The 26,997-nt window shown below is 63.6% G+C and carries 22 protein-coding genes and 1 pseudogene; 14 read left to right on the top strand and 9 right to left on the bottom strand.

All coding sequences use genetic code 11. The features are described from left to right. The first annotated feature begins 61 nt into the window (after positions 1-61). Entirely contained in the window at positions 62-1,330 is a 1,269-nt protein-coding gene (locus AC1DPX_RS13950) for a hypothetical protein (protein WP_477237364.1), read from the top strand. Here AC1DPX_RS13950 and AC1DPX_RS13945 read toward each other — a convergent pair. From AC1DPX_RS13945 to AC1DPX_RS13930, 4 genes are read right to left on the bottom strand one after another with little or no spacing between them, the layout of a single operon-like run. Further along, the gene (locus AC1DPX_RS13945) at positions 1,314-2,399 is read right to left on the bottom strand and encodes a hypothetical protein (protein WP_477237362.1); all 1,086 of its coding nucleotides are present in this window, start codon (positions 2,397-2,399) and stop codon (positions 1,314-1,316) included. The two genes, AC1DPX_RS13950 and AC1DPX_RS13945, sit on opposite strands and share 17 nt — an antisense overlap. Next, positions 2,389-3,030 carry a hypothetical protein gene (locus AC1DPX_RS13940; protein ID WP_477237360.1) on the bottom strand — a complete coding sequence of 214 codons (642 nt, stop codon included), beginning with the start codon at positions 3,028-3,030 and terminating at the stop codon, positions 2,389-2,391. The genes AC1DPX_RS13945 and AC1DPX_RS13940 overlap by 11 nt, the downstream gene beginning before the upstream one ends. Beyond that, the gene (locus AC1DPX_RS13935; protein WP_477237358.1) at positions 3,027-4,238 is read right to left on the bottom strand and encodes a hypothetical protein; all 1,212 of its coding nucleotides are present in this window, start codon (positions 4,236-4,238) and stop codon (positions 3,027-3,029) included. Before AC1DPX_RS13935 ends, AC1DPX_RS13940 begins: the two co-directional genes overlap by 4 nt. Further along, the gene (locus AC1DPX_RS13930) at positions 4,186-5,055 is read right to left on the bottom strand and encodes a hypothetical protein (protein ID WP_477237356.1); all 870 of its coding nucleotides are present in this window, start codon (positions 5,053-5,055) and stop codon (positions 4,186-4,188) included. Before AC1DPX_RS13930 ends, AC1DPX_RS13935 begins: the two co-directional genes overlap by 53 nt. A gap of 512 nt (positions 5,056-5,567) precedes the next feature. Between AC1DPX_RS13930 and greA the strand changes: the two genes are divergently transcribed. Then, positions 5,568-6,050: a transcription elongation factor GreA gene (gene greA, locus AC1DPX_RS13925; RefSeq protein ID WP_477237354.1), complete on the top strand. Its 483-nt coding sequence runs from the start codon at positions 5,568-5,570 to the stop codon at positions 6,048-6,050. On the opposite strand, the gene AC1DPX_RS13920 is transcribed toward greA, so the two are convergent. Further along, positions 6,047-7,003, bottom strand: coding sequence for an ornithine cyclodeaminase family protein (locus AC1DPX_RS13920; protein ID WP_477237352.1), 957 nt, complete (start codon positions 7,001-7,003; stop codon positions 6,047-6,049). The genes greA and AC1DPX_RS13920 overlap by 4 nt on opposite strands. 250 nt (positions 7,004-7,253) lie before the next feature. On the opposite strand from AC1DPX_RS13920, the gene AC1DPX_RS13915 reads away from it, so the two are divergent. Beyond that, positions 7,254-7,667: a DOPA 4,5-dioxygenase family protein gene (locus tag AC1DPX_RS13915; RefSeq protein WP_202358517.1), complete on the top strand. Its 414-nt coding sequence runs from the start codon at positions 7,254-7,256 to the stop codon at positions 7,665-7,667. A gap of 199 nt (positions 7,668-7,866) precedes the next feature. Here the strand turns inward: AC1DPX_RS13915 and AC1DPX_RS13910 are convergent, their stop codons facing one another. Continuing rightward, a complete protein-coding gene (locus AC1DPX_RS13910) occupies positions 7,867-8,643 on the bottom strand; it encodes an IclR family transcriptional regulator (RefSeq protein WP_477237350.1) in 777 nt (258 codons plus the stop codon). Positions 8,644-8,891: 248 nt separating this feature from the next. On the opposite strand from AC1DPX_RS13910, the gene AC1DPX_RS13905 reads away from it, so the two are divergent. The 6 genes and pseudogenes from AC1DPX_RS13905 (at position 8,892) to AC1DPX_RS13880 (ending at position 16,269) form a co-directional block, all read left to right on the top strand. Continuing rightward, positions 8,892-10,556: an amidohydrolase gene (locus tag AC1DPX_RS13905; protein ID WP_477237348.1), complete on the top strand. Its 1,665-nt coding sequence runs from the start codon at positions 8,892-8,894 to the stop codon at positions 10,554-10,556. Continuing rightward, positions 10,543-11,625 carry a CobW family GTP-binding protein gene (locus tag AC1DPX_RS13900; protein ID WP_477237346.1) on the top strand — a complete coding sequence of 361 codons (1,083 nt, stop codon included), beginning with the start codon at positions 10,543-10,545 and terminating at the stop codon, positions 11,623-11,625. Before AC1DPX_RS13905 ends, AC1DPX_RS13900 begins: the two co-directional genes overlap by 14 nt. Before the next feature lie 38 nt (positions 11,626-11,663). After that, the gene (locus AC1DPX_RS13895) at positions 11,664-12,848 is read left to right on the top strand and encodes an ABC transporter substrate-binding protein (RefSeq protein ID WP_477237344.1); all 1,185 of its coding nucleotides are present in this window, start codon (positions 11,664-11,666) and stop codon (positions 12,846-12,848) included. A gap of 162 nt (positions 12,849-13,010) precedes the next feature. Next, positions 13,011-13,880, top strand: coding sequence for a branched-chain amino acid ABC transporter permease (locus tag AC1DPX_RS13890; RefSeq protein ID WP_477237342.1), 870 nt, complete (start codon positions 13,011-13,013; stop codon positions 13,878-13,880). Continuing rightward, positions 13,867-15,580, top strand: a pseudogene (locus tag AC1DPX_RS13885) (branched-chain amino acid ABC transporter ATP-binding protein/permease). Before AC1DPX_RS13890 ends, AC1DPX_RS13885 begins: the two are co-directional and overlap by 14 nt. Then, on the top strand, positions 15,577-16,269 hold the full coding sequence (locus tag AC1DPX_RS13880; RefSeq protein WP_477237340.1) for an ABC transporter ATP-binding protein: 693 nt from the start codon (positions 15,577-15,579) through the stop codon (positions 16,267-16,269). The pseudogene AC1DPX_RS13885 and the gene AC1DPX_RS13880 overlap by 4 nt, the downstream one beginning before the upstream one ends. Positions 16,270-16,274: 5 nt before the next feature. Here the strand turns inward: AC1DPX_RS13880 and AC1DPX_RS13875 are convergent, their stop codons facing one another. Next, positions 16,275-18,083, bottom strand: coding sequence for a dipeptide ABC transporter ATP-binding protein (locus tag AC1DPX_RS13875; protein WP_477237338.1), 1,809 nt, complete (start codon positions 18,081-18,083; stop codon positions 16,275-16,277). Positions 18,084-18,277: 194 nt separating this feature from the next. Here AC1DPX_RS13875 and AC1DPX_RS13870 point away from each other — a divergent pair, with 194 nt between their 5' ends. The 5 genes from AC1DPX_RS13870 to AC1DPX_RS13850 are packed head-to-tail and all read left to right on the top strand — an operon-like array spanning position 18,278 to position 23,960. Next, entirely contained in the window at positions 18,278-19,630 is a 1,353-nt protein-coding gene (locus AC1DPX_RS13870) for an LLM class flavin-dependent oxidoreductase (protein WP_477237336.1), read from the top strand. A 12-nt stretch (positions 19,631-19,642) separates the two neighbouring features. Beyond that, on the top strand, positions 19,643-20,416 hold the full coding sequence (locus AC1DPX_RS13865; RefSeq protein ID WP_477237334.1) for a DUF427 domain-containing protein: 774 nt from the start codon (positions 19,643-19,645) through the stop codon (positions 20,414-20,416). A gap of 45 nt (positions 20,417-20,461) precedes the next feature. Further along, positions 20,462-22,114, top strand: a complete 1,653-nt coding sequence (locus tag AC1DPX_RS13860; protein WP_477237332.1) for an ABC transporter substrate-binding protein — start codon at positions 20,462-20,464, stop codon at positions 22,112-22,114. 8 nt (positions 22,115-22,122) lie between these two features. Beyond that, a complete protein-coding gene (locus AC1DPX_RS13855) occupies positions 22,123-23,082 on the top strand; it encodes an ABC transporter permease (protein ID WP_477237521.1) in 960 nt (319 codons plus the stop codon). Then, on the top strand, positions 23,079-23,960 hold the full coding sequence (locus tag AC1DPX_RS13850) for an ABC transporter permease (protein ID WP_202358529.1): 882 nt from the start codon (positions 23,079-23,081) through the stop codon (positions 23,958-23,960). Before AC1DPX_RS13855 ends, AC1DPX_RS13850 begins: the two co-directional genes overlap by 4 nt. 10 nt (positions 23,961-23,970) lie before the next feature. On the opposite strand, the gene AC1DPX_RS13845 is transcribed toward AC1DPX_RS13850, so the two are convergent. After that, positions 23,971-24,339, bottom strand: coding sequence for a response regulator (locus tag AC1DPX_RS13845; RefSeq protein WP_202358530.1), 369 nt, complete (start codon positions 24,337-24,339; stop codon positions 23,971-23,973). Positions 24,340-24,354: 15 nt separating this feature from the next. After that, positions 24,355-26,622 carry a PAS domain S-box protein gene (locus AC1DPX_RS13840; RefSeq protein ID WP_477237330.1) on the bottom strand — a complete coding sequence of 756 codons (2,268 nt, stop codon included), beginning with the start codon at positions 26,620-26,622 and terminating at the stop codon, positions 24,355-24,357. Positions 26,623-26,997: the final 375 nt, after the last annotated feature.

Below are 26,997 nucleotides of genomic sequence, written 5' to 3'. Positions count from 1 at the left end.
GGCCAATAGCGCGACAGCCGAGACAGATCTTCATCTGACTGGCGGAATGGTCGGGGCAAGCATGTTCGTTTCGTTCGAAGACTGGACAAAAGGACGATCAATCGCCTCCTTCGGCACGAATGCTGGAGCCGATGAGCTGCCGTTTCAAACGTGGCGCCATTTCAAGGAAGCGTTCGCTCCCGAGTTGATCGCTCAGGCTCTAGTTGACAGCGAAATTCCTGTTGCATCGTGCCTTGACCCATTTGGCGGTTCCGGGACGACAGCACTGGCGTGCCAATTTCTGGGCGTGAGGCCCACAACTGCTGAAGTAAATCCGTTTCTTGGCGATCTTATCCAGGCCAAGCTTGAGACCTATGACGCCGATGTGCTGGCCAATGATCTTGGTCGAATTGCCAGCGCCGTATCGGTCGATCAGGGCGACCTGCAAGTGCTCGGTCACTTGCCCCCTACCTTTGTTGAGCCTGGTATTAATGGACGCTGGATTTTCGATGCTGAAATCGCAGCACGCATCGCTGCGATTTTTTCGGCAATTCTATCGCTCGAAACCATCAAGCACCGGACGCTGTTCAAGGTGCTTCTTGGGGGGCGACTAATTGAACTCAGCAATGTTGTCATTTCTGGCAAGGGTCGGCGCTACCGCCGCGGTTGGGAATCCAAGCGCCGTGATCCGCGTGAAGTCGACGAATTGTTTTTCGCCGCGTGCCAGACGGCGATCAGCGATATCCACCGTTATGCCCGCCGCAAGGTTAGCGACTACACACTGGTCCGCGGTGACAGCCGCATAGCCTTGTCCGGTCATGGGCCCTGGGACTTGGCTGTGTTCTCACCGCCATATCCCAACTCGTTCGACTATACCGACGTCTATAATGTGGAACTGTGGATGCTGGGCTACCTCGCCGGCACAACAGCTAATCGGGTGCTAAGAGAGTCCACTCTTACCTCCCATGTTCAGATCTCGCGCGCCTTTGAAAAGCACCCCAGCGGATCGCCCGATCTGGAGATTGCTATGGTCCAACTGGTCGACAAACGCTCTGAGCTTTGGGATCGGCGCATTCCGGAAATGGTCGGCGGCTATTTCGCCGATATGCTGAAAATACTCGACGTCACGGGCACATCGCTTTCACCCGGTGGGAGCTGTTGGATTGTGATCGGCGACAGCCGATACGCTGGCGTGCACATCGGCTCGGCTACGATCTTAGCCCAGTTCGCTGCAGATTTGGGCTGGGAAGTCGTTGGCAATGAGCCTTTTCGATCAATGCGACTCTCCCCACAGCAGGGAGGCAACGCTGAGCTCTCAGAAACGCTACTGAAGCTTAGGAAGCGCGGGTGAGCTTCTTGGCTACTGACGCGCTCCTGAGTTTCGCCGACGACGAGTACATGTACCAGCGCCTCAGATGAACGCCCAATTCGGCAGCCATTTTTTTGACGTGAAGAAAGCACTTTGCTTCTCCCACATCGTCGGCACGCATATCGAAACAGAAAAGCGCGCTCCATTTTGCACCTTTGCGATCACGATATTCAGAAGCCTGCTCGACACCTGACTTGATCCAATCCTTACTGAATTTGTCTGTATAGGGTCTGCCAGTGGCTCCGCGGCTTCGCAGGACCTTCAATTCCAGAAGTCCGTGCTGCTGCTCGATACTCCGATCTAAGGGGTCCTGTTCCACAATTTCGATATCCAGTCGCCCCTCAGGCATCCCCTGTTCAGGTCGAATAATGCAGGTAGGGAAAGCCGTAACTAGCGCAATTTCCAAGTACATCTGCACCAGGCCTTCGGCATTGTGCTTGGGCCACGCCTTGCCTTCATTGGCCCAAAGGGGGGCCTCCTTAGGTTGAGCATCGGGCGTGATCATCTTCTGTCGATAGGTTTTTTCGACTGCCTCAACTACACTTTCGAGCGTAACCTCGACTGAACTGATCTGAATCAAGCTGCATTCGTCGGCAAGATTGAGTCCCTTTGAATAGTGGCGGAGCTCCGAAGGAACACGTGGGTCAAAGACAATCGCCTCGACGTCGCCCAAGCTCATGGTTTCGACCAAAGTAAACAGGGCGTCGTCGTCTTCGGCCGAACAGTGAACATAGCGACCAGAAGATGGGCTCGGGCCAACAAACCAGAGCCTGCCCGAAAGTTCGGACTGTCCGTTGTCGAGCATTGGAACTCGTTTGGTATCGCCCGCGGAAGAGGGTGGCGTCGGCAACATAAGAAAGATCGCCGGCGCCGTCGGATCTGCTTCCATGCCACCCACCGCAAGCCTTCGTCGCACTAGTTTTGCAACATTGGATCGAAAGCGCAGAGCCGAAGGCAACCCAACTTCGACGCCGACGCCTCGCTCCGCAAGTGCTGTACCCTTAAAATCGGCGTCCGACCAAGGGCCGACGTTCATGTTCTCATCGACCACCGTTAATTCTCCGGTGGAGGTGCCTAACGTACATGTGCAGTTTTTCGCCAGGCGAGGCGTAGCCGGACGTGAGCACGTCTTCGAACCGTTCAGCGGCATTGGCGCTGTAGTTGTCGCGGTACTTGGCGAAGTTCACGACATTATCTGTCGCGACCATGGGGTCCGAGTAGGTGGCGTCCTGACTGAACGCCACATCCAATTCACCATCACTCAAGGCGGAGAGCGCAAAGCCCAATTCCCTGATGAATTCTCCCAGTCGGGATTCCTCAGGAAAAGCTGTCAAACTTCGCAGAATTGCATCGGCGAACTTGCGGTTCAGCCGGTATGACCCCTCAAGGCGCCACCGCTTATTCTCATCCTGGACATGTCCAACGCCAGAGACGACTGCCACACCCAGCCCCACCAGCCGATCAAGATCGTGTTGCATCTCTGGATAAAATGGTCCACCGCGTCGCTTTAACACTTCTTCATCGAGGATCGGCATGTCCCAGACCGGCGCTAGAACATTAGACAGGTAAGCAAAGGCATGAAGTCGCAGTATCTTCATTGGACTAATGCCAGCCGCCTCTGCAGCGTCAAGCAGCAAAACTAGTCTGACCCGCCTCCTGAGCGAATCTACGTGCTCGCTCATTTTCTCCTCCCAGCTTTGGCTACCCTGGGTTTTGCTTTAGTTTTGGGCTCCACCTTAGCCATTAGCCCGTGCATCACCGCGTCATAGTCTGCCCGGCGCTCTCGAACGGCGGCCGTTGGTTCCGCGATATCAAAGAGGTTTACGACGCGTGAAAGCCGGTCTCCGCTCGGGGCAGACCGAATTAGCAATTCGGGGATGAGCTGTCCCTCGACCAAATTCGATGTGATCGTCAGTTGGTTGCCGCCGTCGGCGCTGGCGAACTTCGCCAGAACATCTGCGGCACGCGTAACGAAAATCGCGTCAAGAGAAGCTTCTGGAGCGTCGATTACCAAACTGCCGTGCCCGCTGTTGCTCGCTACCGACATCAGCGCCATGCGGAACGCCAGATCGATAAATTCCCGCTGGCTTTCGGACACTTGCTCTGGCCCGGTCCTACGAACAGGCGATGCGAAGTTTGCACCAGTCATCTCCAGCTCAAACGCTGGGAATTCAATAGCCTCGCCTGTCTGTCCGAGTCTGGCTTTCTGTGGCGACCAAATTAGTTGCACGGATTCAAGTAAAAAACCACCAGCGTACTTCATGAATGCTGTTTGTATTTCGTCAGACCGCTTGACCAAGTCTCTGCTTTGACGAGCTACGAATGTTCGAAACGTATCACGCTTAGAACTGAGTTCGAGTATTAACCCTTCCACTCGGGACCGCATGGATGCGAGCTCAGACCGCTGCTTATGGATTTCTGCTTCAGCGGGCGGAAGCCGCTTAACCAAGGCGTCTATTCTTGCGGTACGGTCGGCAATCTGCAGGTCTAGTTCTGCTAATTCAACGGTGGCCGCACGAAACGCTTTCTCCGTGACGTCGCGCTGGAGTGTCGCTTCAGCCAGCTCGGGCTCGAAGGAATGAAGGTCGACCTCCGCCTTCTTCACGCGGCGATCTGCAAGACGATGACCTGGGCTCTGATGGTCGTGATCCGCGAGATCGGACCCGCATACGACGCAACGACTGTCGGCAATACGCTGCTCGAGTGTCGCCTGAGCCTCCGGCGTATGATGACCACACACCAGGCATTCCGCCTCAGTGAAAAGCTGCTCAAGGATATAGCGTGCACTCTCAGATTTACTAGGAAATCGGGCTTCCACGGCCCTAAGTTTTGCTCTTTCATAAGCTCGATACAGGCTCTCCCGCTCCTGCTGAGACTTGAGGAACGGCATTGCGCCGTGTCCGATCCATTTCCACAAAAGCATCATCAAGCTTTTGACGGGCGCTCAGGTCGGATTTTTGCAGGTCTTCTAAGGTGTTCAGTTCGACACGCACACTGGCGCTGGTTCTTGCCTTAGTCTCCACTTGGGCAAGTGCCTGCTCCTCCCGAAATGCGGCAAATCGCAAATTGCGCATACGGCTGTCGAGTTCGAGAATCTCTCGCTCACTCTGGGTCCATATCTGAGCGGCTTCAGGTGGAAGGAGCAAGAAGCGAAGCAACTGACGTTGAGCTGAAGGGTCCCAAACGAGGGCTCTGCGATCTTCAAAGTAGAAGATCATGTGGCGGAGCAGTAGGATCCAATCCCCAAACGACCATACTCCAATAAGTTTGGAGATCTCCGATTGAAATGTCGGTTCGTCAGGCTTTTTTGCAATGCCGTCGATGCTGAACAGCACCAGTGACATATCCTTCAACCGTCTTTCGATTTTGATGAGCGTTGTGCCTACGGACATCACTAGGGCAGCGCGTCCGTCTTTGGCGCCATCATTCACCCGCTGTGCGAACACAGACCGTGCAGATCCGGCAAGCGCTGTCGGCTGCAGATTTACGTTTCCCAGCTCGCCCTGCGTCGTAAGCCCAGGAATATCGAATGGCCCCGTCATCAGCCGATAGAGAATGGTGACTAGGGTGGTCTTCCCTAGCCCATTGGCACCTAGGACGAGCTTCAAACCGGGTGTAAAGGAGATGCTAAGACCATTCCCAGTGACGCCCGGATAAAGGCCAAAACCCGTCACCTCAAGTGACTGAAAAATTGGAAATGAGATCAATTTCGCGCGCCTCCCGTGGCAGCGGAATACTTGAGCACGCCCGATGTGCTTTCGTCAAAGCGTTGTCGTCGGCTTGCACAATTTGGCTATTCAATTGCGGTCGCCAACCAGCTCAAGCTACCCGTGTTGGCCTGAACATAGGAGAAGACCCGGGCTGGCTCGAGCCCTAGCTGGCGCGCCATCTCGGCCATCCTGAACATCTCTGAGCATTCTCTGTTGATGCAAAGTTGGCCGGTCAATGGGCTCGACTACGGCTCTACTTCCTAGCAATACAAATGGCAGCTTTCAAGAACTTCACCCCGGTCTGAACGACCGATTTGAGGCGCATTGCCGTCCAGCAACTTTTGGCCGCAAGAGGACCGTCCGGTCCCGGCCATTGAGGGCAAGGGAGCAGACCTGCCGTCGACCCTTTTTGGACATTCCACCAAAGCCACCCCTCGAATTGTTGCAGCTTTATCGCCCCCCATGGGTTATCCCCTAACCAACACCATTCGACACGGAGTCGCGACCCATTGAGCGTAGCCTTTGCCAAGGAGGAAAGTGCGGAGGCGGCATCGGAAACCATCCTGCCGGCTCGCCCCATCTCCGATCGGATCAACCTCGTCACCGAGGCGGGGCTCGAGATGCTGAGGGACGAATTGGCTCGTGCCCGGCAGGCGCTCGAGGCCGCCAGCGTGCTGGAAGATGTCAACGAGAGGCGGCGGCAGTCGGCGGTTCCGGTTCGTGATGTCACCTATTATGCCGAGCGCGTCCGTACGGCTCAGCTCATGCCGGTGCCGACGTCCAATGACGTGATCGCCTTCGGTCACACCGTTACCTTCGCGCGTGATGATGGCCGCACCCAGACCTTCCGCATCGTCGGCGAGGATGAGGCCAACCCGTCGCAAGCATCCATTTCGCATGGTTCGCCGGTCGCCATCGCGCTGATCGGCAAGAGCGTGGGCGATGTTGTCCAGCTGGGGTCGCGCGAACTCGAGATCCTGTCCATTTCCTAGTAGACCACCCCCGCCGCCTTTGCCCGCATGTACACCAACCCCGCCACCGCCAGATCGCCCACGGCCATGCCCCGGAACACGAACGCCGTGGTCTCCCCCGGGCTCTGCCGCCCCGCAAAGTCGCCGCAGACCAGGCCGGTCAGGTCGCCGGCGACCAGTGCTGCGTCGACCAAGGGTTTGGGCATCTGCTTCTCCTGCTCCAGATCGTCGATGACGATGCGGTCGAAGCGGCGCATCGTTGCGGGCAGCCAGGGCAGTGCCAGGTCGGTGATGGCGGCGAAGCTTCCCGGTTTCAGCCAGTTCGCGTCGAGGAACGGTTCGGGTTCGGGCACCAGGGTCACCGTCGACACCACCATGTCGGCCCCCTCCACCGCAGCCCTTGCCGTGTCGCAGGGGATTGCTTCCAGGCCGCGCGACCGCGCCATGTCGCACAGCGCGTCGCGATTGCTTTTGCCCCGGCCGAAGGCGCGGATTTCGCGCAAGGGAAAGAGGTCGGCGAATGCCTCCAAATGGCCACGCGCCTGCACCCCGCAGCCGATGAAGGCGACGGACGATGTATCGTGCCTTGCCAGGCGCCTGGCGGCGACGGCGCTGAGGCCCGCCGTGCGTTTGGCCGTCACCCAATTGCCGTCGACCAGCGCCAGCGGCAGGCCCGTCTCGGCGTCGAGCAGCGTGATCAGCGAATTCAGCGTGGCCAGCCCGCGCGCGGCGTTGCGCGGGTTGACCACCAGCGACTTGGTGGCCAGCACCGGCGGCACGGTGGCGACGCCCAGCGTGGCCATGAAGTAGCGGTCGTCGCCCGGCCACACGGCTGCCTTCGGCGCGCACCAGACTTCGCCCCGCCTCTGGCCTGATATCTGGCGTTCGATCTCGTCGACGATTTCAGGCGTGGAGATCGCCAGGCGGTCGAGAACGGCCGACGACAGATAGGGCAGCGTTTCGGCGATGTTCATCTTGTCATGTTCCCCTGGGGATCATCAGGTTACACGATGTGCGCGCTGGCCGGAAAGCCTCGCGGCGCGAGCCCGTGAGCATGCCTGCCCGATGAGAACCGCGTCCAGGCGTTGCCGATTGTCCTGGGCCGATTGTCCGGGGCCGATCGTCCCGGCCGGGTGGGGCAGGGCAGTCGGGTGGCCTTGCCTAAAGCCTCGTTCTTGGGCTGAATGGCTGGACACTTGGCCACGCTGCGAGGAGAGCATTGAGATGAGCAAAGACAGTCCAAGGTCGCTCGCCGAGATCGCCAGCTATCACGCCCATATCTATTTCGACGGGCCGGCCGAGCGGCAGCGTGCCGAATGGCTGCGTTTGCGCATCGGCGAGCGGTTCCGCGTGCGCCTGGGCAATTGGCATGACAAACAGGTCGGCCCGCATGACCAGGCCATGTACCAGGTCTCCTTCGCCAACGCGGTTTTCGGCACGCTGGTTCCGTGGCTGATGCTGAACCATGGCGGCCTGAGCATCCTCATCCACCCGAACACGGAGAACCCCAAGCGCGACCATCTGGTCGATCCGGTCTGGATCGGCCGGCCGCTGGGCGTGCATGGCGACGTGCTGCCGGATGAGCATGAGGCGGAAGAGGCGCTGGAGCCAAACACCGAGCCGACCCTGCCGGCGTAGGGGTTCCGGCGCGGCCGAAATCTCCGATGGTCGCCGGAGATATCTTCCGCGGGGCAATCGCAAAACTGCACGCCCCATCCAAGTTTCGGCACAAATCTGACGCGATCGATTTGCGCGCAGCGTGCATTCCGGTTTCCTCTTCCAAAGAAGCCTCCCACCTTGTCGCGGACTTGCGGCTGGCCGGAACTTGACAGGATGATTATCTCTGCCGCAACGGCAGGGACGCATGCCATTGTTCGCCGGTGAGGTGGGCGGAAATCCTGGCGCCGGCCTCGCGGGCGGCTTGTCCTTGCCTGTCGGCCAGCGCGTCGTCGATGCGCGACACCGGCGAGGCCACCGCCAGCGTCCCCACCGGAAAACCGTCCGAGCCGAGGATGGGGGCGGCGACACTGTGCACGCCTTCCTCATAGCCCTCGGCGCTGCGCGAATAGCCGCGCGTCGCCGCCAGCCGCACGGCCTGCATCACCGCGTCGCGGCTGGTCATGGTGTGCTGGGTGAAGGCGGTCAGCGGCCTGCCGAAATGCGCCTCGATGGTTTGCGGGCGCGAAAAGGCGAGGAAGGCGATGCCGGACGCGGTGCCGTGCAGCGGCAGGATCTGGCCGACATCAACGCTGACGCGGTTGGCCTTTGCCGACAGCTCGACATGCACGGTGAGCAGCGCGCCGGCGCTGAATTCGGAGAGGTGCACGGTCTCGCCGGTCTCCAGCGCCAGCTCGCGCACGATGGGAGCGGCGACGCGCACGAAGGGCAGATGCGCGTCGCGCCTGCGGGCCAAACGGGAGAGGCCGGCGCCGAGGCGGTAGCGGCGGCTCAGCGGTTCCTGCTCGATCAGCCGGTGTTCGGCCAGCGCCACCAGCAGGCGCCGCGCCGTCGCCTTGTCGAGGCCCGACTTGCGGGCAATGTCGGAGAGGCCGATCTCCGGCTCCTTCGGCGTGAAAAGCTCCAGCAGCGAAATCGCCTTGCCGACCGTGCTCATTGCAGGGTTCTCCATTTTACTTATCGTGTTAACTAGTAGATAGTTAGCGTGTGAATTAACTTGACAGCGGTCTCAGCGCCTTGCAGTCTGGCTATAACATACAAAACATCGGTTCACATGGTGAACCGACACGGGAACAAAAACAACGGCAGGAAGCGGTTTAGCGGCAACACCTGAGGTGGCGCCGCCCGCAATGCCAAATGCCGGAGCGGTCCGCGCACGCAACCGGCGGTGAGGAGAGAAACGACATGCCAGACAGAAGTGCCGACCTGGTTCTCAGCAATGGCCGCATCTACACGCTGGATCGCAAGCGGCCATGGGCCTCGTCGGTGGCCGTCAAGGGCGGGCGCATCGTGGCGGTGGGCGAGACGGATGCCGTCGCCGGCCTGACGGGGCCGCAGACGCGCGTCGTCGATCTCGACGGCGCCATGCTGATGCCCGGCATTGTCGACGTGCACGCGCATCTGATGATGGGCGGCCAGGCGGAGCTGTTCGAACTGCGCTTTGCGCCAACCGCAAGCTTCGAGACGTTGATCGCGCGCGTCGGCGAGGCGGCGGCCAAGGCGCCGGAGGGCGCATGGATCATCGGCGGCCAGTGGGGCAGCGATCTCCTGCCGAAGCTGAACACGCTGGAGGCTCTGGCCGCGCTCGACAGTGCCAGCCAGGGCAGGCCGGTGATGCTGCGCGACGACACCTATCACAACAGGTGGATCAACTCGCAGGCTCTGCGCCTCGCCGGTGTTTCGTCAACTACGCCCGATCCGGAAAAAGGCTCGATCGGCCGCGACCCGGCTTCCGGCGCGCCAACCGGCATGATGATCGAATCCGCCGCCGGCATCGTCGAAAGCACCATCGCCAGATCGGGTCATTACACCGAGGAAATGGACCGGGCGGCGATGGCGCGGTCGATCGCCACGCTCAACTCCTATGGCGTCACTGCCTTCCTCGACGCCGCCGCCATGCAGCCGATCCTGGCCGCGCTCAAAGGCCTTGATGATCGCGGCGAGCTGAGCGCCTGGTCGGTGTCGGCCATGCCGGCGGTCGAACCGTCCTTCATGTTCGGCATTGCCGGCGACGAGCTGATCGCGCTGCGCGAGAATTATCGCGGCGTTCATGCGAAGCCGGATTTCGTGAAGATATTCCTCGACGGCGTGCCGGGCGCGCGCACCGCCGCCTTCCACGAGCCCTATACGGACGACCCGATCCTCGGCTGCTGCTTTCGCGGCTCGACCATCGTCACCGTGCCGGAGCTGATCCGCTGGGTCGGCAAATGCGAGAAGCTCGGGCTCGGCGTGAAGATCCACTGCGCGGGCGACGCAGCCGTCAGCCAGGCGCTCGACGCCATCGATGTCGTGCGCTCCTTCAACGGGCCGACGAAGCTGATCCACCACATCGCGCACGCCAGCTATATCGCGCCCGACGACATTGCCCGCTTCGCCGAGTTGGGCGTTGCCGCCGACCTCTCGCCTTTCCTGTGGTATCCGACCAGCTTCCTCGAAGGCCACAAGCAGACGATGGGCGACGCGCGGGCCCAACGCTTCTGGCCGAACAAGGATCTGCTCGAGGCCGGCGCGCTGCTTGCCGGCGGCTCCGACTGGCCGGTGATGCCCAATCCCGATCCGTGGGACGGCATCGAAGGGCTGGTGACGCGGCGCAACCCGAGCGGCGCGTTCAAGGGCGCCGCCCTGTGGCCGGAACAGGCGCTCGATGTCGCCACCGCGCTTGAAATCTTCACCATCAACTCGGCCCGCGCCATTGGGCTCGCCGACACGGTCGGCTCGATCGAGATCGGCAAGTCGGCCGACTTCATCAAGCTCGACCGCAACGTGCTGGAAACGCCCGCCGACGAGATCGCCGACACCAAGGTGCTGACCACCTGGTTCGAAGGGAGGGTGGTGTATGAGCGGAGCTGACCGCGCCATCCCGGTGACCGTGCTGACCGGCTTCCTTGGTTCGGGCAAGACCACGGTGCTCAACCGGCTGCTGCGCCGGCCGTCGCTGGCCGGGGCCGCCGTCATCATCAATGAGTTCGGCGCCATCGGGCTCGACCATCTGCTGATCGAGGCCAGCGAAGAGCAGTTCACGCTGCTCGACAATGGCTGCGTCTGCTGCACGGTGCGCGGCGATCTGGTGGCCACGCTGATGGCGCTCGACCGGCGCAGCCGTGCCGGCGAGGCGCCTCACCTGACCCACGTCGTCATCGAGACGACGGGGCTCGCCGATCCCGCCCCCATCCTGCACACGCTGATGGCCGAGCCGGAACTCGCCGGCCGCTACTACGTCGCCGGCGTCGTCGCCACGGTCGATGCGGTGAATGGCTGGTCGACGCTCGACCGCCATGCCGAGGCGGCCAAGCAAGTGGCGGTCGCCGACCGGCTGCTGGTGACCAAGACCGACCTGGTTTTGGCCGAAGCGCTGAGCGAGTTGCAGCGTCGGCTGGCAGTCCTCGCGCCGGCGGCGAGGCAAAGCCTGGCGCATAATGGCGAGGCCGATTTCGACATCCTCGATGTCAGGCATGTTGGCGCGGCGGCCGAGCCGGACAAGATCGCGGCCTGGCTGGAGATGGCTGGGCAGGAATGCGATCCTGATTGCGCGCGTGATCACGCGCATCATCACGGCCATCACCATGCTCACGCGCACCATGGCATCCAGTCCTACAGCTTCGTCATCGACGAGCCTGTCGAGTGGGCGGCCTTCGCGTGCTGGCTCGATTATGTCGCGGCGCTGAAGGGCGAGGACCTGCTGCGGTTCAAGGGGCTGGTGCATGTCACCGAGCAGCCGGAGCGGCCGCTGGTGCTGCACGGCGTGCAGCATGTCTTCCATCCGCCGGTGCGGCTCGATGCCTGGCCGTCGGCCGACCGGCGCACGCGGCTGGTGTTCATCGTGCGCGACATTGCGCGAGAGACCATCGCACGCACGCTGACCAAATTCGCGGCCATCGATGCCGCCAGCATCAGGGCGCCGGATCGCGCCGCCGCATGATCAAAAATTGATTCAGGAAAACCAGGGGAGTGACTGACATGCAATGGAAATCCAGCCTGCTCGCGGCGGCCTTCGCCGGCATCGGCCTTGCGGCAACAGCCGGCACGGCGTCGGCCGCCGGCCCGACCTGCAAGGACGGGACGATCAAGGTCGGCGCGGTGTCGACCATCACCGGCCCGGCCGATTTCAGCGAGGTGCCGAAGGCGACCCAGGCGGCCYTCGATGCGGTCAATGCCGCCGGCGGAATCAATGGCTGCAAGATCGACTACACGATCGCCGACGACAAGGCCGATCCGGCGGTCGCGGCACAAGCCGCGCGCGACCTGATCGACAACAAGGAAGCGGTGGCGCTGGTCGGCTCGGGCAGCCTGCTCGACTGCGCCGTCAATTCCGCCACCTACAGCCGCAAGAAGATCCTGTCGGTGCAAGGCCTCGGCGTCGACGCCGCATGCTTTTCCTCGCCCAACGTGGCGCCGGTCAATGTCGGGCCCTATACGCTCTCCACCGCGATGGCCTGGTACGCCACCAACCAGCTGAAGAGCGAGAAGCTCTGCGCCTTCTTCATCATCATCGGCGGCACGCAGGAGGCCTACAAGAAGGCGATCGAGAACTGGGAAAAGATCTCCGGCAAGAAGATCCATCTCATCGACCTGACGCTGCCCTTCCAGGGTGATCTCACACCCTATGTCATCAAGGCGCGCGACGCCGGCTGCGACGCGGTGCTGACCAACCAGGTCGAACCGCAAGTGGTGCAGCTGATCAAGACCGTCGACGCGCAGAAGATATCAGGCATCAACTGGCTGTTCCTGGCGCCCGGCTACACCGAGCAGGTCGCCTCGGCGCTGGCCGACACCAGACAGCCGATCTATGTCGGCACCGAATGGGAGCCCTTCACCGAGAAGAGCTCGGCCGCCAATGCGCAATGGGTGGCCGACATGCAGAAGGCCGGCCGGCCGCTGACCGCCTTCTCGCAGGGCGGCTATCTCGCCGCGCAGCTGTTTGTGAAAGTGGTGGCGTCGATTGACGGCGAGGTGACGCGCGAGAGCGTGAGCAAGGCGCTGCACGAGATGCAGCCGATCACCAATCCGCTCGCCGGCAGCCCTTACGTCTTCGGCACGGCGAAGACGCATTCGCCGATGCAGGCGACCAAGGTGATGAAGCTGGAAAAGGGCGCCTGGACGGTCGAGACGCCGGACTGGGTCGTGCTGCCGCAGCCGAAGTAGCGTCCTCCCGGGGCGTTGGCGCCGCTCCTCACCTGCCTGCCGGCATTCAGGCCCTTTCTCCCCGTTCGCGAGGAGAAATGTCCGGCAGGACAATGAGGGGCGGCGCCTACCTCGCCGAGGAGTTCGGCACGAGGCCTGTCACATCTCCAGACTGGGAATCCGATGAACGCATTGCTTACATCCGCCGTGGCGGGGCTGACAGCCGGAGGCACCTATGCCTTGCTCGGCGTCTGCGCCGTCTTCACCTACCGGCTGGTCGCCGTGGTCAACTTCACCGGCGCGGCCATCGGCACGGCCGGCACCTTCGTGCTGATCGCGCTCTATGAAGCCGGTTTCCCGATCTGGCCGTCGGTGCTGGCCGGCATCGCCGTCGGAACGGTGGTGGGCGTGGCCATCGGCTATATCATGACGCGGTGGTTCGGCGAGGCCAGCGCCTCGACCAAGGCGGCGGTCACCGTGGCCTTGCTGGTCGGCATCATCGCCATCGGCCTGCGGCTGACCGGCGGCCAGCATCCGCACAACATGCCGGAACTGTTTCCCGGCTCCGCCTTCCGCATGGCCGGCGTCGAGGTGACGATCGCCTCGGTGCTGACCATCGGGCTGGCCGCGCTGTTCACCGTGCTTGCCGACCTGTTCCTCAACAACACCAAGGTCGGGCTCAATCTGCGCGCGCTGGCCGACCGGCCGATGGCGGCCGAACTGCTCGGCATCCGCGTGCAACTGCTGTCGCTGCTGGTCTGGGGCATGACCGGCGCTTTCACCACCTTCGCGCTGATGATCATCGCGCCGCAGCGCTCGCCGAACTTCATGACGCTCAGCCTGCTGGTTGTGCCCGCACTCGCGGCCGCCCTTGTCGGCCTGTTCCGCAGTTTCTGGCGCACGCTCGCCGGCGGCATCGGGCTTGGCCTTGTCGAGGGCATGGCAAGCTCGGTCGACAGCATCAGCCAGTATCGCAGCGCCATTCCGTTCCTGGTCGTGCTTGCCGTTCTCTTGTGGACGCAACGGGAGGCCCGTTGGGATGAAGCGCGCTAGTCTGAAGGCCTCGCTGATCGTCATTGCCGCAGCACTTGTCGCCGGCAGTGTCGCCTTGCTCGGCCTGCTGCCGTCCTACTGGGTGTTTCTGGCCACTTCGGTGCTGATCACCGGCGTCGCCTTGCAGAGCCTTCGTCGCCGGCCGCACCGGCATGATCGCGCTTTGCCAGATGTCGTTCGCCGGCGTCGGCGCCTGGACCGTCGGCTACCTCAACCTTGCCGAGGCGCCGGGCGGACTGCCCGTCTGGATCCTCATCGGCGGCTTGGCGGCGGTGCCGCTCGGCGTCGCCATCGGCCTGCCTGCGCTCAGGCTGCGCGGCATCAACCTTGCCATCGTCACGCTGTCCTTCGCCACCGCTTTCGACACCATACTGGCGACCATGACCTATCCGGGACAGACCGACTTCCTGCAGGTGCCGCGACCGGAATTGTTCGACAGCGACGAAGGCTATTTCGTCTTTGTGCTGCTGTTCTACGTGGTGATCGCGGTGGCGCTGGAAGTGCTCAGCCGTTCGCGGCTCGGCGCCTCCTGGCTGGCGGTGCGGCATTCCGAACGCGCGGCCGCCGCGCATGGCGTCAGCATCGCCACCGCCAAGCTGTCGGCCTTCGCCATTTCGGCTTTCATCGCGGGCATTTCCGGCGGGCTGCTGGCCGGCTATCTCGGCACGCTGGTCTCCGAGAATTTTGGCATGATGCAGTCGCTGTCGCTCTACGCCGTGGCGGTCATGACCGGCGCGCATTTCGCCGAGGGAGCGATCATCGGCGGGCTGCTGGTGGTGATGTTCCCGGAAATCCTGCGCCGGCTCGACCTGCCGCAGGACATCGGCAATGTGCTGTTCGCCATCGGCGCCACGCAGGCGCTGTCGACAGGCGAGACGATGAGCGAGACCTTCCGGCGGCAGTTGCGCAAGATGCTGCCGGCGCGCGTCAAGGCAGCTGTATCGGCGCCGGCAAGCGACCTGCCGAGCTCGGTCAGCCGCGCCGCCGGCCCGGCGCTCAGCATGGACAAACTCACCGTGCGCTATGGCAGCGTGGTGGCGCTCGACGGCGTCAGCCTGACGGTCGCCGCCGGCACCGTCGCCGGGCTGATCGGTCCCAATGGCGCCGGCAAGTCGACCTTCATCGACGCCGTTGCCGGCTTCCTTGCGGGCTATGAAGGCAGCATAAAACTTGGCGACAAGCCGCTGGAAGGCATGCCGGCGCATCTGCGCGCCCGCGCCGGGGTGCGCCGGACCTGGCAGACCAACCGGATCGCGCCTGAACTCACCGTGGGCGGCTATCTGGCGCTGGCGGCCAAGGGCCTGTCGGCGAGCGAGACCAAAGCGATCCTTGGCTGGCTGGATTGTCCCGATCCCGACACGCTGGTGGTGTCGGTGGATGCCGGCACCAGGCGCCTGCTCGACGTCGCCGGCGTGGTCGCGGCGCGCCCGGCCGTGGTGCTGCTAGACGAGCCAGCCGCCGGCCAGTCGCACGAGGAGAGCGTGCGGCTGGGGCAACGCATCGCCGAGATCCCAAAGCTGTTCGGCTCGGCGGTGCTGTTGGTCGAGCACGACATGGACCTGGTGCGGGCGGTCTGCTCGCAGGTGACGGTGCTCGATTTCGGCCGCGTCATCGCCTCCGGCCCGCCGGCCAAGGTGCTCGACCAAGGGTCGGTGAAGAAGGCCTATCTCGGAATCGAGGAAGAGAGCGTGGCGGCATGAGCAAGCTCGTCGTTTCCAACCTGTCGATCAACCGCGCCGAATTGCCGGTCGTGTCGTCACTCGACATAGCGGTCGAAAGCGGCGCCATCAGCGTCGTGCTCGGCGCCAACGGCGCCGGCAAGACGACGCTGCTCGAAGGTCTGTCAGGCATCATCCCGGTCGCCGGGGGCACCATCGCCATCGATGGCCACGAGATCCAGAAGGCACGGCCGGGCGTGCGCTCACGCGAGGGCCTCGCCCATGTCGAGCAGGGCCGTACCGTGTTCCGCCAGCTTACCACCGAGGAGAACCTTCGGGTGAGCCTGCATCCGGGGTCCGATGTCGCGGAAGCCTATGCGCTGTTTCCCGAACTGGTGCAGCGCCGCACGGTGAAGGCCAGCCTGCTTTCGGGCGGCGAACAGCAGATGCTGGTCATCGCCCGCGCGCTCTTGACACGGCCCAAGGTGCTGCTGATCGACGAGATGTCGGCGGGGCTGGCGCCGGTCATCGTCACACGGCTGATGAGCGCGGTGCGCAAGCTCGCCGACAATGGGCTGGCGGTGCTGCTGGTCGAGCAGTTCGCGGCCCTCGCCTTGTCGATCGGCAACCGCGCCTATGTCATGCGGCGCGGCCGCGTCGTCCATGACGGCGACTGCCTAAAATTGCTCAAGTCGCCGGATGAACTGCACCGGCTTTATCTCGGCGGATAAGGCGGTTAGCCGGCGCGCTTCCAGCAGGCGATGAAATGGCCTGATGCAATCTCCTTGGCCACCGGTTGGGCGGCATGGCAGCCGGCGTCGGCCAGCGGGCAGCGGCTGGCAAAGGCGCAGCCGCCGGGGCCGGCTTCGATGGCTTGCGTTTCGGCCATGGTGGTGGCTTGTGCGTCGTTGGAAGACGCCGCCAGCAGCATCTGCGTGTAGGGATGGTTGGGGCCAGCAAAAATCTGGTCGGAGGAACCGGTCTCGACCAGGCGGCCGCGATAGAGCACGCCGATGCGGTCGGCCATGTAGCGCACGACCCTCAGATCGTGGCTGATGAAGAGGTAGGCGGTATCCTCTTTCTTCTGCAGGTCGTTGAGCAGGTTGAGCACGGTCGCCTGCACCGAGACGTCGAGCGCCGAGGTCGGCTCGTCCAAGACCACCAGCTTCGGCAGGCCGGCGAAGGCGCGCGCAATGGCCGTGCGCTGGCGCTGGCCGCCTGAGAGTGTGCCGGGTTTCTGCTCCGATGTCGTGCGGGCGAGGCGGACCGAGGCCAGGAGGTCACTGATGCGCTGCGGCACGGCGCGGCGCGGCAGGCCGGCCAGGCGGCGCAACGGGCGACCGAGGATGCGGCCGATGCGCTGGCGCGGGTTAAGCGTGCGGTCTGGCGACTGGAACACCATCTGCACATCGCGCCGCTCGCTCGCCAGCCGCCGCTCGACCAGCGGCGCCACGGTCTTGCCGAACAGCGCGACCGTGCCCGCCGTCGGCGGCTGCAGGCCGGTGACGATGCGGGCCAGCGTCGATTTGCCGGAACCGGATTCGCCGATCAGCCCAAAAGTCTCGCCACTGGCGATGTCGAGGTCGATGCCGTGCAGCACCGGCTGGCCGCCGAAGGATTGCATTATCCCACGGCAAGAGACGGCGATTTCGTGCTGCGATGCGGGCAGGGCGCTTTCCGTTTGCTCGCGGGCCGGCACGTCCGAAGCCAGGTCCACAGGGCTGGCATCCTCGGCCAGCCTGCCGTCGCGCTTGGTGCGGTTGAGCGTGGGAATGGCGGCGACCAGCGCCCTTGTGTAGGCGTGGCGCGGATTGTCGAACACGTCCACGGCGGCGCCGGTTTCGACGATCGAGCCGGCCTGCATCACCGAGACGCGGTCGCAGGAGCGGCGGATCAAATTGATGTCGTGGCTGATCAACAGGATCGAGGTGCGGTGTTCGCGGCGCAGATCGTCGAGGATTGCGATGATCTCGGACTGGACGCTGGCGTCGAGCGCCGTGGTCGGCTCGTCCATCACCAGCAGTGCGGGGTCCAGCGCGATGGCAATGGCGATGTTGGCGCGCTGCTGCATGCCGCCCGACAGTTCATGCGGATAGAGCCGCAGCACGCGTTCGGGATTGGCGACGCGCACGCGGCCGAGCAACTGGGCCGCGCGGCCAAGAGCATCGTCATGATGCATCGGGCGATGGCGCAGGATCGTCTCGGTGATCTGGCCGCCAATGGTCATGCTGGGGTTCAGCGCCGAGCCCGGATGCTGGTAGACGGCGGCGATGCGGTCACCGCGCAGCCGACGCAGCTGGTCGGCGGAGAGGTTGCGGATCTCGCGGTTTTCGAAGGCCAGCTGCGCGGCCTCGACCCGGGCATGCCTGGGCAGATAGCGCAGCACCGCCAGCGCCACCGAGCTCTTGCCCGAACCTGATTCGCCGACCAGCCCGAGCGCTTCGCCCTGGCCGATGGAAAGCGAAATGTCATCGACCGCGCGATGGATGCGCCTGGCTCCGGCATAGGAAACGGAGAGGCGCTCGACATTCAAGACTGAAGACATGGAGGACCGGAAACCACTTTCTGTCCGCGCGGCGATCAAGGGCAATCGCTTCCGCTTTCATATGGAACAATCTCTATAAAATTACTCGAATTAAGCTCGAGCGCAATCTAACTTTCGCTGACTGGACAATTTTCGGGGCACGGCCACAGGCCGCAGCGCCGGCGGTTTTCCGCATCCGCAGGGAAGGTATCGAGATGTCGCACATGATCCTCAGCGCGTTCTTCTTCAACCCGCAGGGCGACCACCGCATGGCCTGGCGCCACCCCCGCGCGCCGGGCCGCGAAGTGCTCGATTTCGACTATTATCGCGAACTGGTGCAGGCGGCCGAACGGGCACGCATCGACACCATCTTCGTCGCCGACCACGTGTCGATCTGGGATTCGGTCAAGAGCGGCGTCGCGCATTACGCCAATGCCCGCCTCGAACCGCTGACGCTCTTGTCGGCACTGGCCGCGGTGACCAAACATATCGGCCTGATCACCACGGCGTCGAGCTCCTACAGCGAGCCCTACAATGTTGCGCGGCTGTTCGCCTCGCTCGACCATCTCAGCAAGGGCAGGGCGTCGTGGAACGTCGTCACCTCGGCGATGGACGAGGAGGCGCGCAATTTCGGCCGAGACGGCAATATCGAACACGCCTTCCGCTATGAGCGGGCCGGCGAATTCCTCGATATCGTCAAGGCGCTGTGGGACAGCTGGGAAGACGAGTCGCTCCTTGTCGACAAGGAGACGGGCTATTTCGCCGATCCCGACAAGGTCCATCCGATCGACCACAAGGGCAAGCACTTCAAGGTGCGCGGCCCGCTCAACGTGCCGCGGCCGCCGCAGGGCCATCCGCTGATCGTCCAGGCCGGTTCGTCCGAGGACGGCAAGAATTTCGCCACGGCGCAAGCCGATGCGCATTTCGCCATCTACAGCACCAGGGAAGACGGCATCAAATACCGGCAGGACATCAACGAGCGGCTGGCGCGCCATGGCCGGCGGCCGGAAAGCTTCAAGATCCTGCCCGGCATCCTGCCCATCGTCGCCGCTTCGGAGGCCGAAGGCCGCGACAAGCAGGAATATCTGCAGAGCCTGCTGCCCGACCAGGTAGGCATCGACCTGTTGTCGAGCTGGAGCGGCGTCGACCTTTCGGCCTATCCGCCGGATGGTCCGTTGCCGCCGCTGCCGGACGAGAGCACCTTCAATGGCGGGCGCACCTCGCTCAACCGCGTCAAGCAATGGTCGAAGCAGAATCTCAGCCTGCGCGACATCGCCCGCAAGCTCGCCAACAGCGGCTCGGTGCCGACCGTTGCCGGCACGCCGAAGCAGATCGCCGACCAGCTCGAGGACTGGTTCGTCGCGGGTGCGGCCGACGGCTTCAACTTGATGTTCCCGCTGCTGCCGGAGGATTGGGTGAATTTCGCCGAACAGGTGGTGCCGGAATTGCAGCGTCGCGGCCTCGTCCCGACCGAATACGCGCCGGGCACCTTGCGCGACCGTTTTGGGCTTGCCCGCCCCGCCAACCGCTTCGCCGAGCAGCGCGCCAATGCGCGCGCCGTATCCTGAGAGGGGACAGCCATGACCGCCGCACCAAACCTCCAGCCCCGCGAAGCCACCGCTTCGCGTCTCGTCAATGTGCTGCACAGCCCCAAGCGCGTGCGCGTCAAATTCGGCGGCCGCACCATCGCCGACAGCCGCAATGTGCTGGTGCTGCGTTCCAACCATTTCCTGCCGATCTATTTCTTCCCGCCGTCCTCGGTCGATGCGTCGGTGTTGAAGCCGTCGCTGCATCGCGAGCCGCACGCGGTGGGCGGCGAGACCGCCTATTGGGACATAGACAGCGGCGACAGGCGCGCCGCCAATGCGGCGTGGTCGTTCACGGCACCGCCGGACGAAAATCTTTCGCCGCTCGCCGGCCGCATCGCCTTCACCTGGAAGGCGGTCGACCAATGGTTCGAGGAGGAAGAAGAGGTCTTCGTCCATGCCCGTGATCCCTATGTGCGCATCGACGTGCTGCACAGTTCCAGCCATGTGCAGGTCTGGTTCGACGGCGAGATCATCGCCGACAGCCACCGGCCGGTGCTGCTGTTCGAGACCCATCTGCCGACGCGGTTCTATCTGCCGCCGGATGATGTCCGGCTGGAGCGGCTGACGGCGTCCAGTTCCACGACGCGATGTCCCTACAAGGGCATCGCCTCCTACTGGTCGGGTCTTTTGAAGGACGGTTCGGTTTGCCCCGACATTGCCTGGAGCTACCGCGACCCGATCGACGAAATGCCGAAAATCAAAGGGCTGATCGCGTTCTATCCGCAAGCGGTCGACCGCATCCATCTCGACGGCCAGCCGGCCTGACGGCGGCTTTTTCTCCCCCATCCTCCCATTGATGAGAGACTGACAATGACGAAACGTTCCGACATCGATCTTCTGCGCAACCAGTCGACGCGCGGCCACACAGGCGACATCTGGAATGTCGCGGTGGACGAATATGCGCAAGGCTTCCTCAAGCGCCGCGACCTCCTGAAATACGCCGCGCTCCTCGGCCTCACCGGCCTTGCCGCTTCGCAGGGGCTGTTCACGCCAGGTGCTGCACGCGCGGCGACACCTGGGGGCACGGTCCGCGTCGGGCTTGGCCAGCCGACCAAGGCGATCGATCCCGTCACGATCACCGATCCGGCCAGCATCGGCGTGATCAGCCAGGTCGGCGAGTACCTTATCCTCGACGATCCCAAGGATGGGCTGCAGCCGAAGCTTGCCGTGTCCTGGGAAGCCGACGAGACGGCCAAGCGCTGGACGTTCAAGCTCAGGCCCGGCGTGAAATTCCACGATGGCCGCACGGTCACGGCCAAGGACGTGGTGGCGAGCTTCGAACGGCTGGTCGATCCGGCCAGCGGCTCGTCGGCGCTGTCGGCCTATAAGGGCATCCTCTCCAAGGGCGGCGCCAAGGTCGTCGACGACGAAACCGTCGCCTTCGATCTCGATCAGTCGAACAGCAATTTCCCGTTCTACGTTTCCTCCGACGTCTACAATGCCGTCATCGTGCCATCAGACTATGCCGGCGATTTCGAGAAGAATTTCAACGGCACCGGACCTTTCAAGCTGGAGTCCTTCCGTCCCAAGCAGGGCGCCAGCTTCGTGCGCAACCCGGACTATTGGGGCGACAAAGCGCTGCCCGACCGGGTCGAGATCAAGTTCTTCGACGACGAGCAGGCGCAGGTGCTGGCCTTGCAGGCCGGCCAGCTCGACGTGATCCCTTCCACCACGCGGTTGGAGCTGGCGATCGAGGGCAATCCGAACTTCAAGCTGCTCAGCGTGCAGGCCAGCTCGCATGATCCGGCGCATCTGCGAACCGACCAGGCGCCGTTCACCGACAAGCGCGTGCGCCGCGCCCTGGCGCTGACCATCGACCGCGAGGCGGTGGTCAAGGGTCTGCTGAAGGGCCGCGCCGTCGTCGGCAACGACACGCCGTTCGCGCCGATCTTCCCATCGGCCGATCCGTCGGTGCCGCAGCGCAAGCAGGACATCACCGAAGCCAAGCGGCTGCTTGGCGAGGCTGGCGTGCCCAACGGCTTCGAGGTGACGCTGACCACCGAGCGCGCCTACGACATTCCCGACTATGCCGTGATCATCCAGAACTTCGCCAGGAAGGCCGGCATCGACATCAAGCTCAACGTGCTGCCGCAGGATGCTTATTACGGCTCGGCAACGTTCGGCAGTTCGCCATGGCTGGACTCCAATCTCGGCATCACCGATTTCGGCCATCGCGGCACGCCCGACATCTTCCTCAACGCGACGCTGAAGAGCTCGGGCGCCTGGAACGCGGCGCATTTCAACAATCCGGATTATGACGCGCTGCTCATCGACTACGGCAAGGCTCGCGACCTGCAGGCGCAGCGCGTGGCCGCCGGCAAGATCCAGACGCTGCTGCTCGACGAGACGCCGCTGATCATCAGCTATTTCTCGCAATACAGCCGCATCGTCTCCTCGAAGGTCGAGGGCGTGCGCTTCACCGCCATCTCGCACCTGCTGCTCGACAAGGTGTCGTTCGTGTGACCGCCTCGATGGCGATCGTGCGGCCGCTGGTGGCACGCGCCGGCTCGCTGCTTCTGACGCTGTGGCTGGTCAGCGCGCTGGTCTTCCTCGCCGGGCAAGTGCTGCCCGGCGACGTCGGCCGCGTCATGCTCGGCCCGTTCGCCGACGCACAGGCCGTCGCCGAGCTGAACCGCAAGCTCGGCACCGACCAGCCAATCCTTGCGCAGTATTGGCACTGGTTCAGCCGGGCGATCAGGGGTGATTTCGGCGACTCGCTGTCGATGCGCGCGCCGGTGGCGCCGTTCGTCCTGTCTGGTATCAAGAATTCCGCGGCACTGGCCGGCGTCGTTCTGCTGTTCCTGGTGCCGATCGGCATCGGCGCCGGCGTCGTCGCGGGCCTACGCTCGGGGAGCCTTGCCGACAGGCTGATCGTGCTGACCGGCGTCTCGCTCTCTATCGTGCCGGACTTCGTCTCCGGCCTGCTTTTGCTGATGGTCTTCGGCCTGTGGCTGGCCTGGTTTCCGATCACAGGGGCGGCGCCGGATGGGGCCGGCTTCTGGACGTCCAGCTACCACCTCATCCTGCCGGCGCTGCCGCTGGTGCTGAACCTGATCGGCTATGTCGCGCGCATGACCAGGGCAGGGGTGATCGAGGCGCGCGGCGCGGACTATACGCGCACCGCCATCCTCAAGGGGCTCAGCCCCTCGCAGGTGTTGTTCAAGCATGTGCTGCGCAACGCGCTGGTGCCGACGGTGGCTGTCATCGCCACGCAAAGCGGCTTCCTGCTCGGCGGGCTGGTGGTGATCGAGGCGTTGTTCGGCATACAGGGTCTCGGCAATCTGGTGCTCAGTGCCGCCAAGGCGCGCGACTTTCCGATGCTGGAGGCCGGGGTTCTGGTGATGGCGGCCATCTTCGTGTCGACGGCGGCGATCGGCGATCTCCTGCAAGCGCTGCTCGACCCGCGCCAGCGCCGGCGAAGCGCGCCATGACCGATCTCGCCCAGTCTCCCATGCGCGGTGATATCAGGCTCTCCTGGATCGGCCGGCTGCGTGGCCTTGTGCCAGACGTGGCGCCCTCGACAGTGATCGGCTCGGCGGTGCTGCTGTTCTGGGTCGTATGTGCGATTGCCGGCGCGCAATTCGTGCCGTTCGATCCCTATGCCGAGGATTTCCTGTCGATGATGACGCCGCCCGACGCGGTGCACTGGTTCGGCACCGACCAGCTCGGCCGCGACGTGCTTTCGCGCATCATCGTCGGCTCGCGCGACATCCTTTTGGTGGCGCCGGTGGCGACGCTGGCCGGCGTCACCGCCGGCAGCGTCATCGGCCTGGTGCTCGGCACGTTTGGCGGCATGGTCGACGCCGTCGGCGCGCGGCTGCTCGATGCCGTCATGTCCCTGCCTTTCATCGTTCTGGTGACGATGGCGCTGGTGGCGATCGGCCCGTCCAACCTCACCGTCATCCTGGTGATCGGCCTTGCCTATGCGCCGCTGGTGGCGCGCACCGTGCGCACCGCCGCGCGCGAACAGCGCGAGCGCGACTATGTCAGCGCCGCCCGGCTTGCCGGCGAAGGACGGTTGGCGATCATGTTTCTCGAGATCCTGCCCAATGTCCGGGAAACCATCCTGATCGAGCTCATCACCCGGCTCGGCTATGCCTTCTTTTCGATCGCGACGCTGAGCTTCCTCGGCCTCGGCATCCAGCCGCCTTCGGCCGACTGGGGGCTGGCCATCGCCGATGGCTACGGCTTTCTCACCGGCGGCAAATGGTGGGTAGTGGTGTTCAATTCAGCCGCGATCATCTCGCTAGTGATGGCCACCAACCTCATCGCGCAAGGCATCGGCGCGTTTGAGAACGGCGATAGATGAGGCCTAGAGCTTAGTCGAGCAGGCCCTGGATGGTCGCCGCCACGGCTTCCGGCGCATAGGGCTTTGGCAGGAAGACGCCGCCGCTCGGCATCGCGTCCCGGGCGGGCTGTTGCTTGCCCGACGTGATGATGATCTTGACCGGCGGCCAGCGGTCGCGCACGGCCGCGGACAGGCGCAGTCCGTCCATGGAGCCGGGCATGTCGATGTCAGTAAACAGGATGGCGATGTCTTGCCGGCTCTCCAGTATATGGATCGCCTGGTCGGCATTGCTCGCCTCCAGCACGTTGAACCCCGCCTCGCGCAGTTCATCGGCGATGGCAAACAGCAGAAAGGCTTCGTCTTCGACGACGAGGACGGTGACGAGGCTCTGGGTGGTCATGGCGCGCCTCTGCGATCAGTACGGTTCTGTCGGCAATTGGGGTGCCGGTGCGTTCAACACGCATTCGACGCCGCCGGGATGGTAGTCGATCCGGACCGACCCGCCGAAGTCTGTGCCGAAGACGCGCTCGATCAGGAATCGGCCGAAGCCGCGGCGGCTCGGCGGCGTGACCGGCGGCCCGCCGCTTTCGCGCCAGCGCCAGACCAGCCGCTTTTCGCCTGATGCCTCGATCGATGGCTGCAAGGACCATGCGATCGACACCTTGCCTTCGGGTGCCGACAGCGCGCCGTATTTCAGCGCGTTGGTGGCCAGTTCGTTGACGGCGAGCGCCAGCGTCAGCGCCATCTTCGGATTGATCGGCAGCGCCGGGCCGGAAATCGAAATCTGTTCGAGCGGGAAGGTGGCGATGGTGTTGTCGACCACCTCGCGGATCGAGGCGCTGGTCCAGCGGGTCTTGTTCAATATGTCGTGGGCGTTGGCCAGCGCGCGCAGACGCTCGTTGAAAGTGGCGCTCGCGGTGGCGATATCTGTGTTGCGCAGCGTTTGCGAAGCGATGGCCGCGACCATCGCCAGTATGTTCTTGATGCGATGTTCAAGTTCGTGGGTGAGCAGTTCCTGCCGCGCCTGCGCCTCGCGCCGGTCGGTGACGTCCTGCATGACGCCGAACATCTTGACCGGCTTGCCGGTCTCGTCGTGGACAAAGTCGATGTGACGCGACAGCCAGCGCAATTCGCCGGTATCGGGGCGGCGGATGCGGTATTCCACGGCAGGCACGGCGGTGCCTTCTTCCCGCGTCTGCCGGTTGGAGCGGACGTCCTTGTCCTCCGGAATGACGATGTCTTCCAGCACGGAGATGTGCACGCTCTCGCGCGGCGACAGCCCCCAGAGACCCCAGAAGCCCTCGGACCCGACCACGGTCCCGCTGGCGATATCGAGTTCGAGCGCCGCAATGCCGGCGGCATTCTGCGACAGCTGCAAGCGGCGTTCGCTCTGCAGCAGGGCCTGGGCCGCCTGCTTTTGATCGTCGATATCGGTGTTGGTGCCGATCCAGCGCAGGATGACGCCGTCGGCGTCGCGGATCGGGACGGCGCGGGCGATGAACCAGCGATAGATGCCGTCATGCCGGCGCAGCCGGAACTCGGTCTCGTAGAACGTGCCGGCAGCCAACACCTGCTGCCACTTTTCGGCGGCTGCAACGATGTCGTCGGGATGCACGATGTCGGCCCAGTCATGACCGTCAAGCTCGCCCGGCTTCGCACCGGAATAATCGTAGACGCGCGGGTTGAACCAGTCGAGGAGCCCTTCCGGTGTCGCCGTCCAGACGTGGTTCGGCATCGCCTCGGCGAAGGTGCGGAATTGCGTCTCGCTCCGGCGCAGCGCCTGCTCGGCGATCAGCCGGTCGGTGACGTCAACCCCTTGCACGAAGATGCCGAAAACCTCGCCGGCCGGATTGCGCACCGGTTGATAGACGAGGTCGATGAAGCGGTCTTCGATCGGCGCACCCGGCGTGCGTTGCAACTCGGCCTTCAGCGCGTAGCCGACGAACGCCTCGCCGGAGGTGAACACCCGGTCGAGCAATTCGAAAAAGCCCTGGCCCTCGATCTCCGGCAAGGCTTGGCGGATTGGCAGGCCGACAATATCGCGGTGGCCGACGAGCTGCATGTAGGCGGCATTGGTCAGTTCGACGACATGCTGCGGACCGGAGAGCATGGCCATGAAGCCCGGCGCCTGTTCGAACATCTGGCGCTGGCGGTCGCGCTCGCCGGCGCGCCAGCGCTCGGCGGCAACCTTGCCGGTCGTCTCGATGACGATGGCGATGACGCCGGCCGGCTCGCCGCTTTCGTCGAGCACAGGCGAATAGTCGAGATCGAGCCAGACCTGCTCGGGCCTGCCGGTGCGGTTCAGCGTCAGCACCTGTTCGCGATAGGCGAGCGTGCCGCCGCTGCCCAGGCACACCTTCATGATGTTGTCGTTGAAGTCGGCCACCTCGGGCCAGCCTTCGCGCACTTTCGAGCCGAGCAATTGCGGATGGCGGCCGCCGGCGAATTCCGAATAGCCGTCATTGTAGATCATGACACCGTCCTCGCCCCACAGCATGACGATCGGCACCCGCGAGCGCAGGATCAGCGAGACCGCTGTCTTCAGACTCTGCGGCCAGACCTCGATCGGTCCTATCGAGGTCGAGGCCCAGTCGAACGCCGCGATCAGGCGGCCGAGCTCGCCGCCGCCGGCGAGAAAGGCATGACGACGATCGTCTATCACGTTTGTGCTGGTTGCTGGCATGGCGTCTCGTGGATCGGTCGGCGTTTATTCAAGTTTCGTCCTGTCGGGGCTAACATCTCAAGCGCGCCCGTCGATGATCATCCATCACCGCCCCATGGCTTCGTGCCATCGGCGCGGTGCCGAAATTTCCTGTATTTAATGAGATTGCGATCATGCATGCCCCGACGTCCACAACCCCGGACGGGCCGATCGGTTCCCGATGCGTGGGGATTTTCCTTTGGATACCGGGGCTTCGCCAGCCAATGGTCGGCTATTCGAGCGAATTTCTTTGCAAGTCGTTAATTCGGCAATGCTGTTAATGAGCGTCTTCTAATGCATGTCGACCGGAGCTGCTTTGCGGTTTTGGGATAACGACATGCGCAAAATGATTGGTTT

The organism is Mesorhizobium sp. 01N446, from assembly GCF_056399285.1.
Note: the sequence above shows the minus strand (reverse complement) of the source record. Positions and strands in the feature narration are given on the sequence as shown.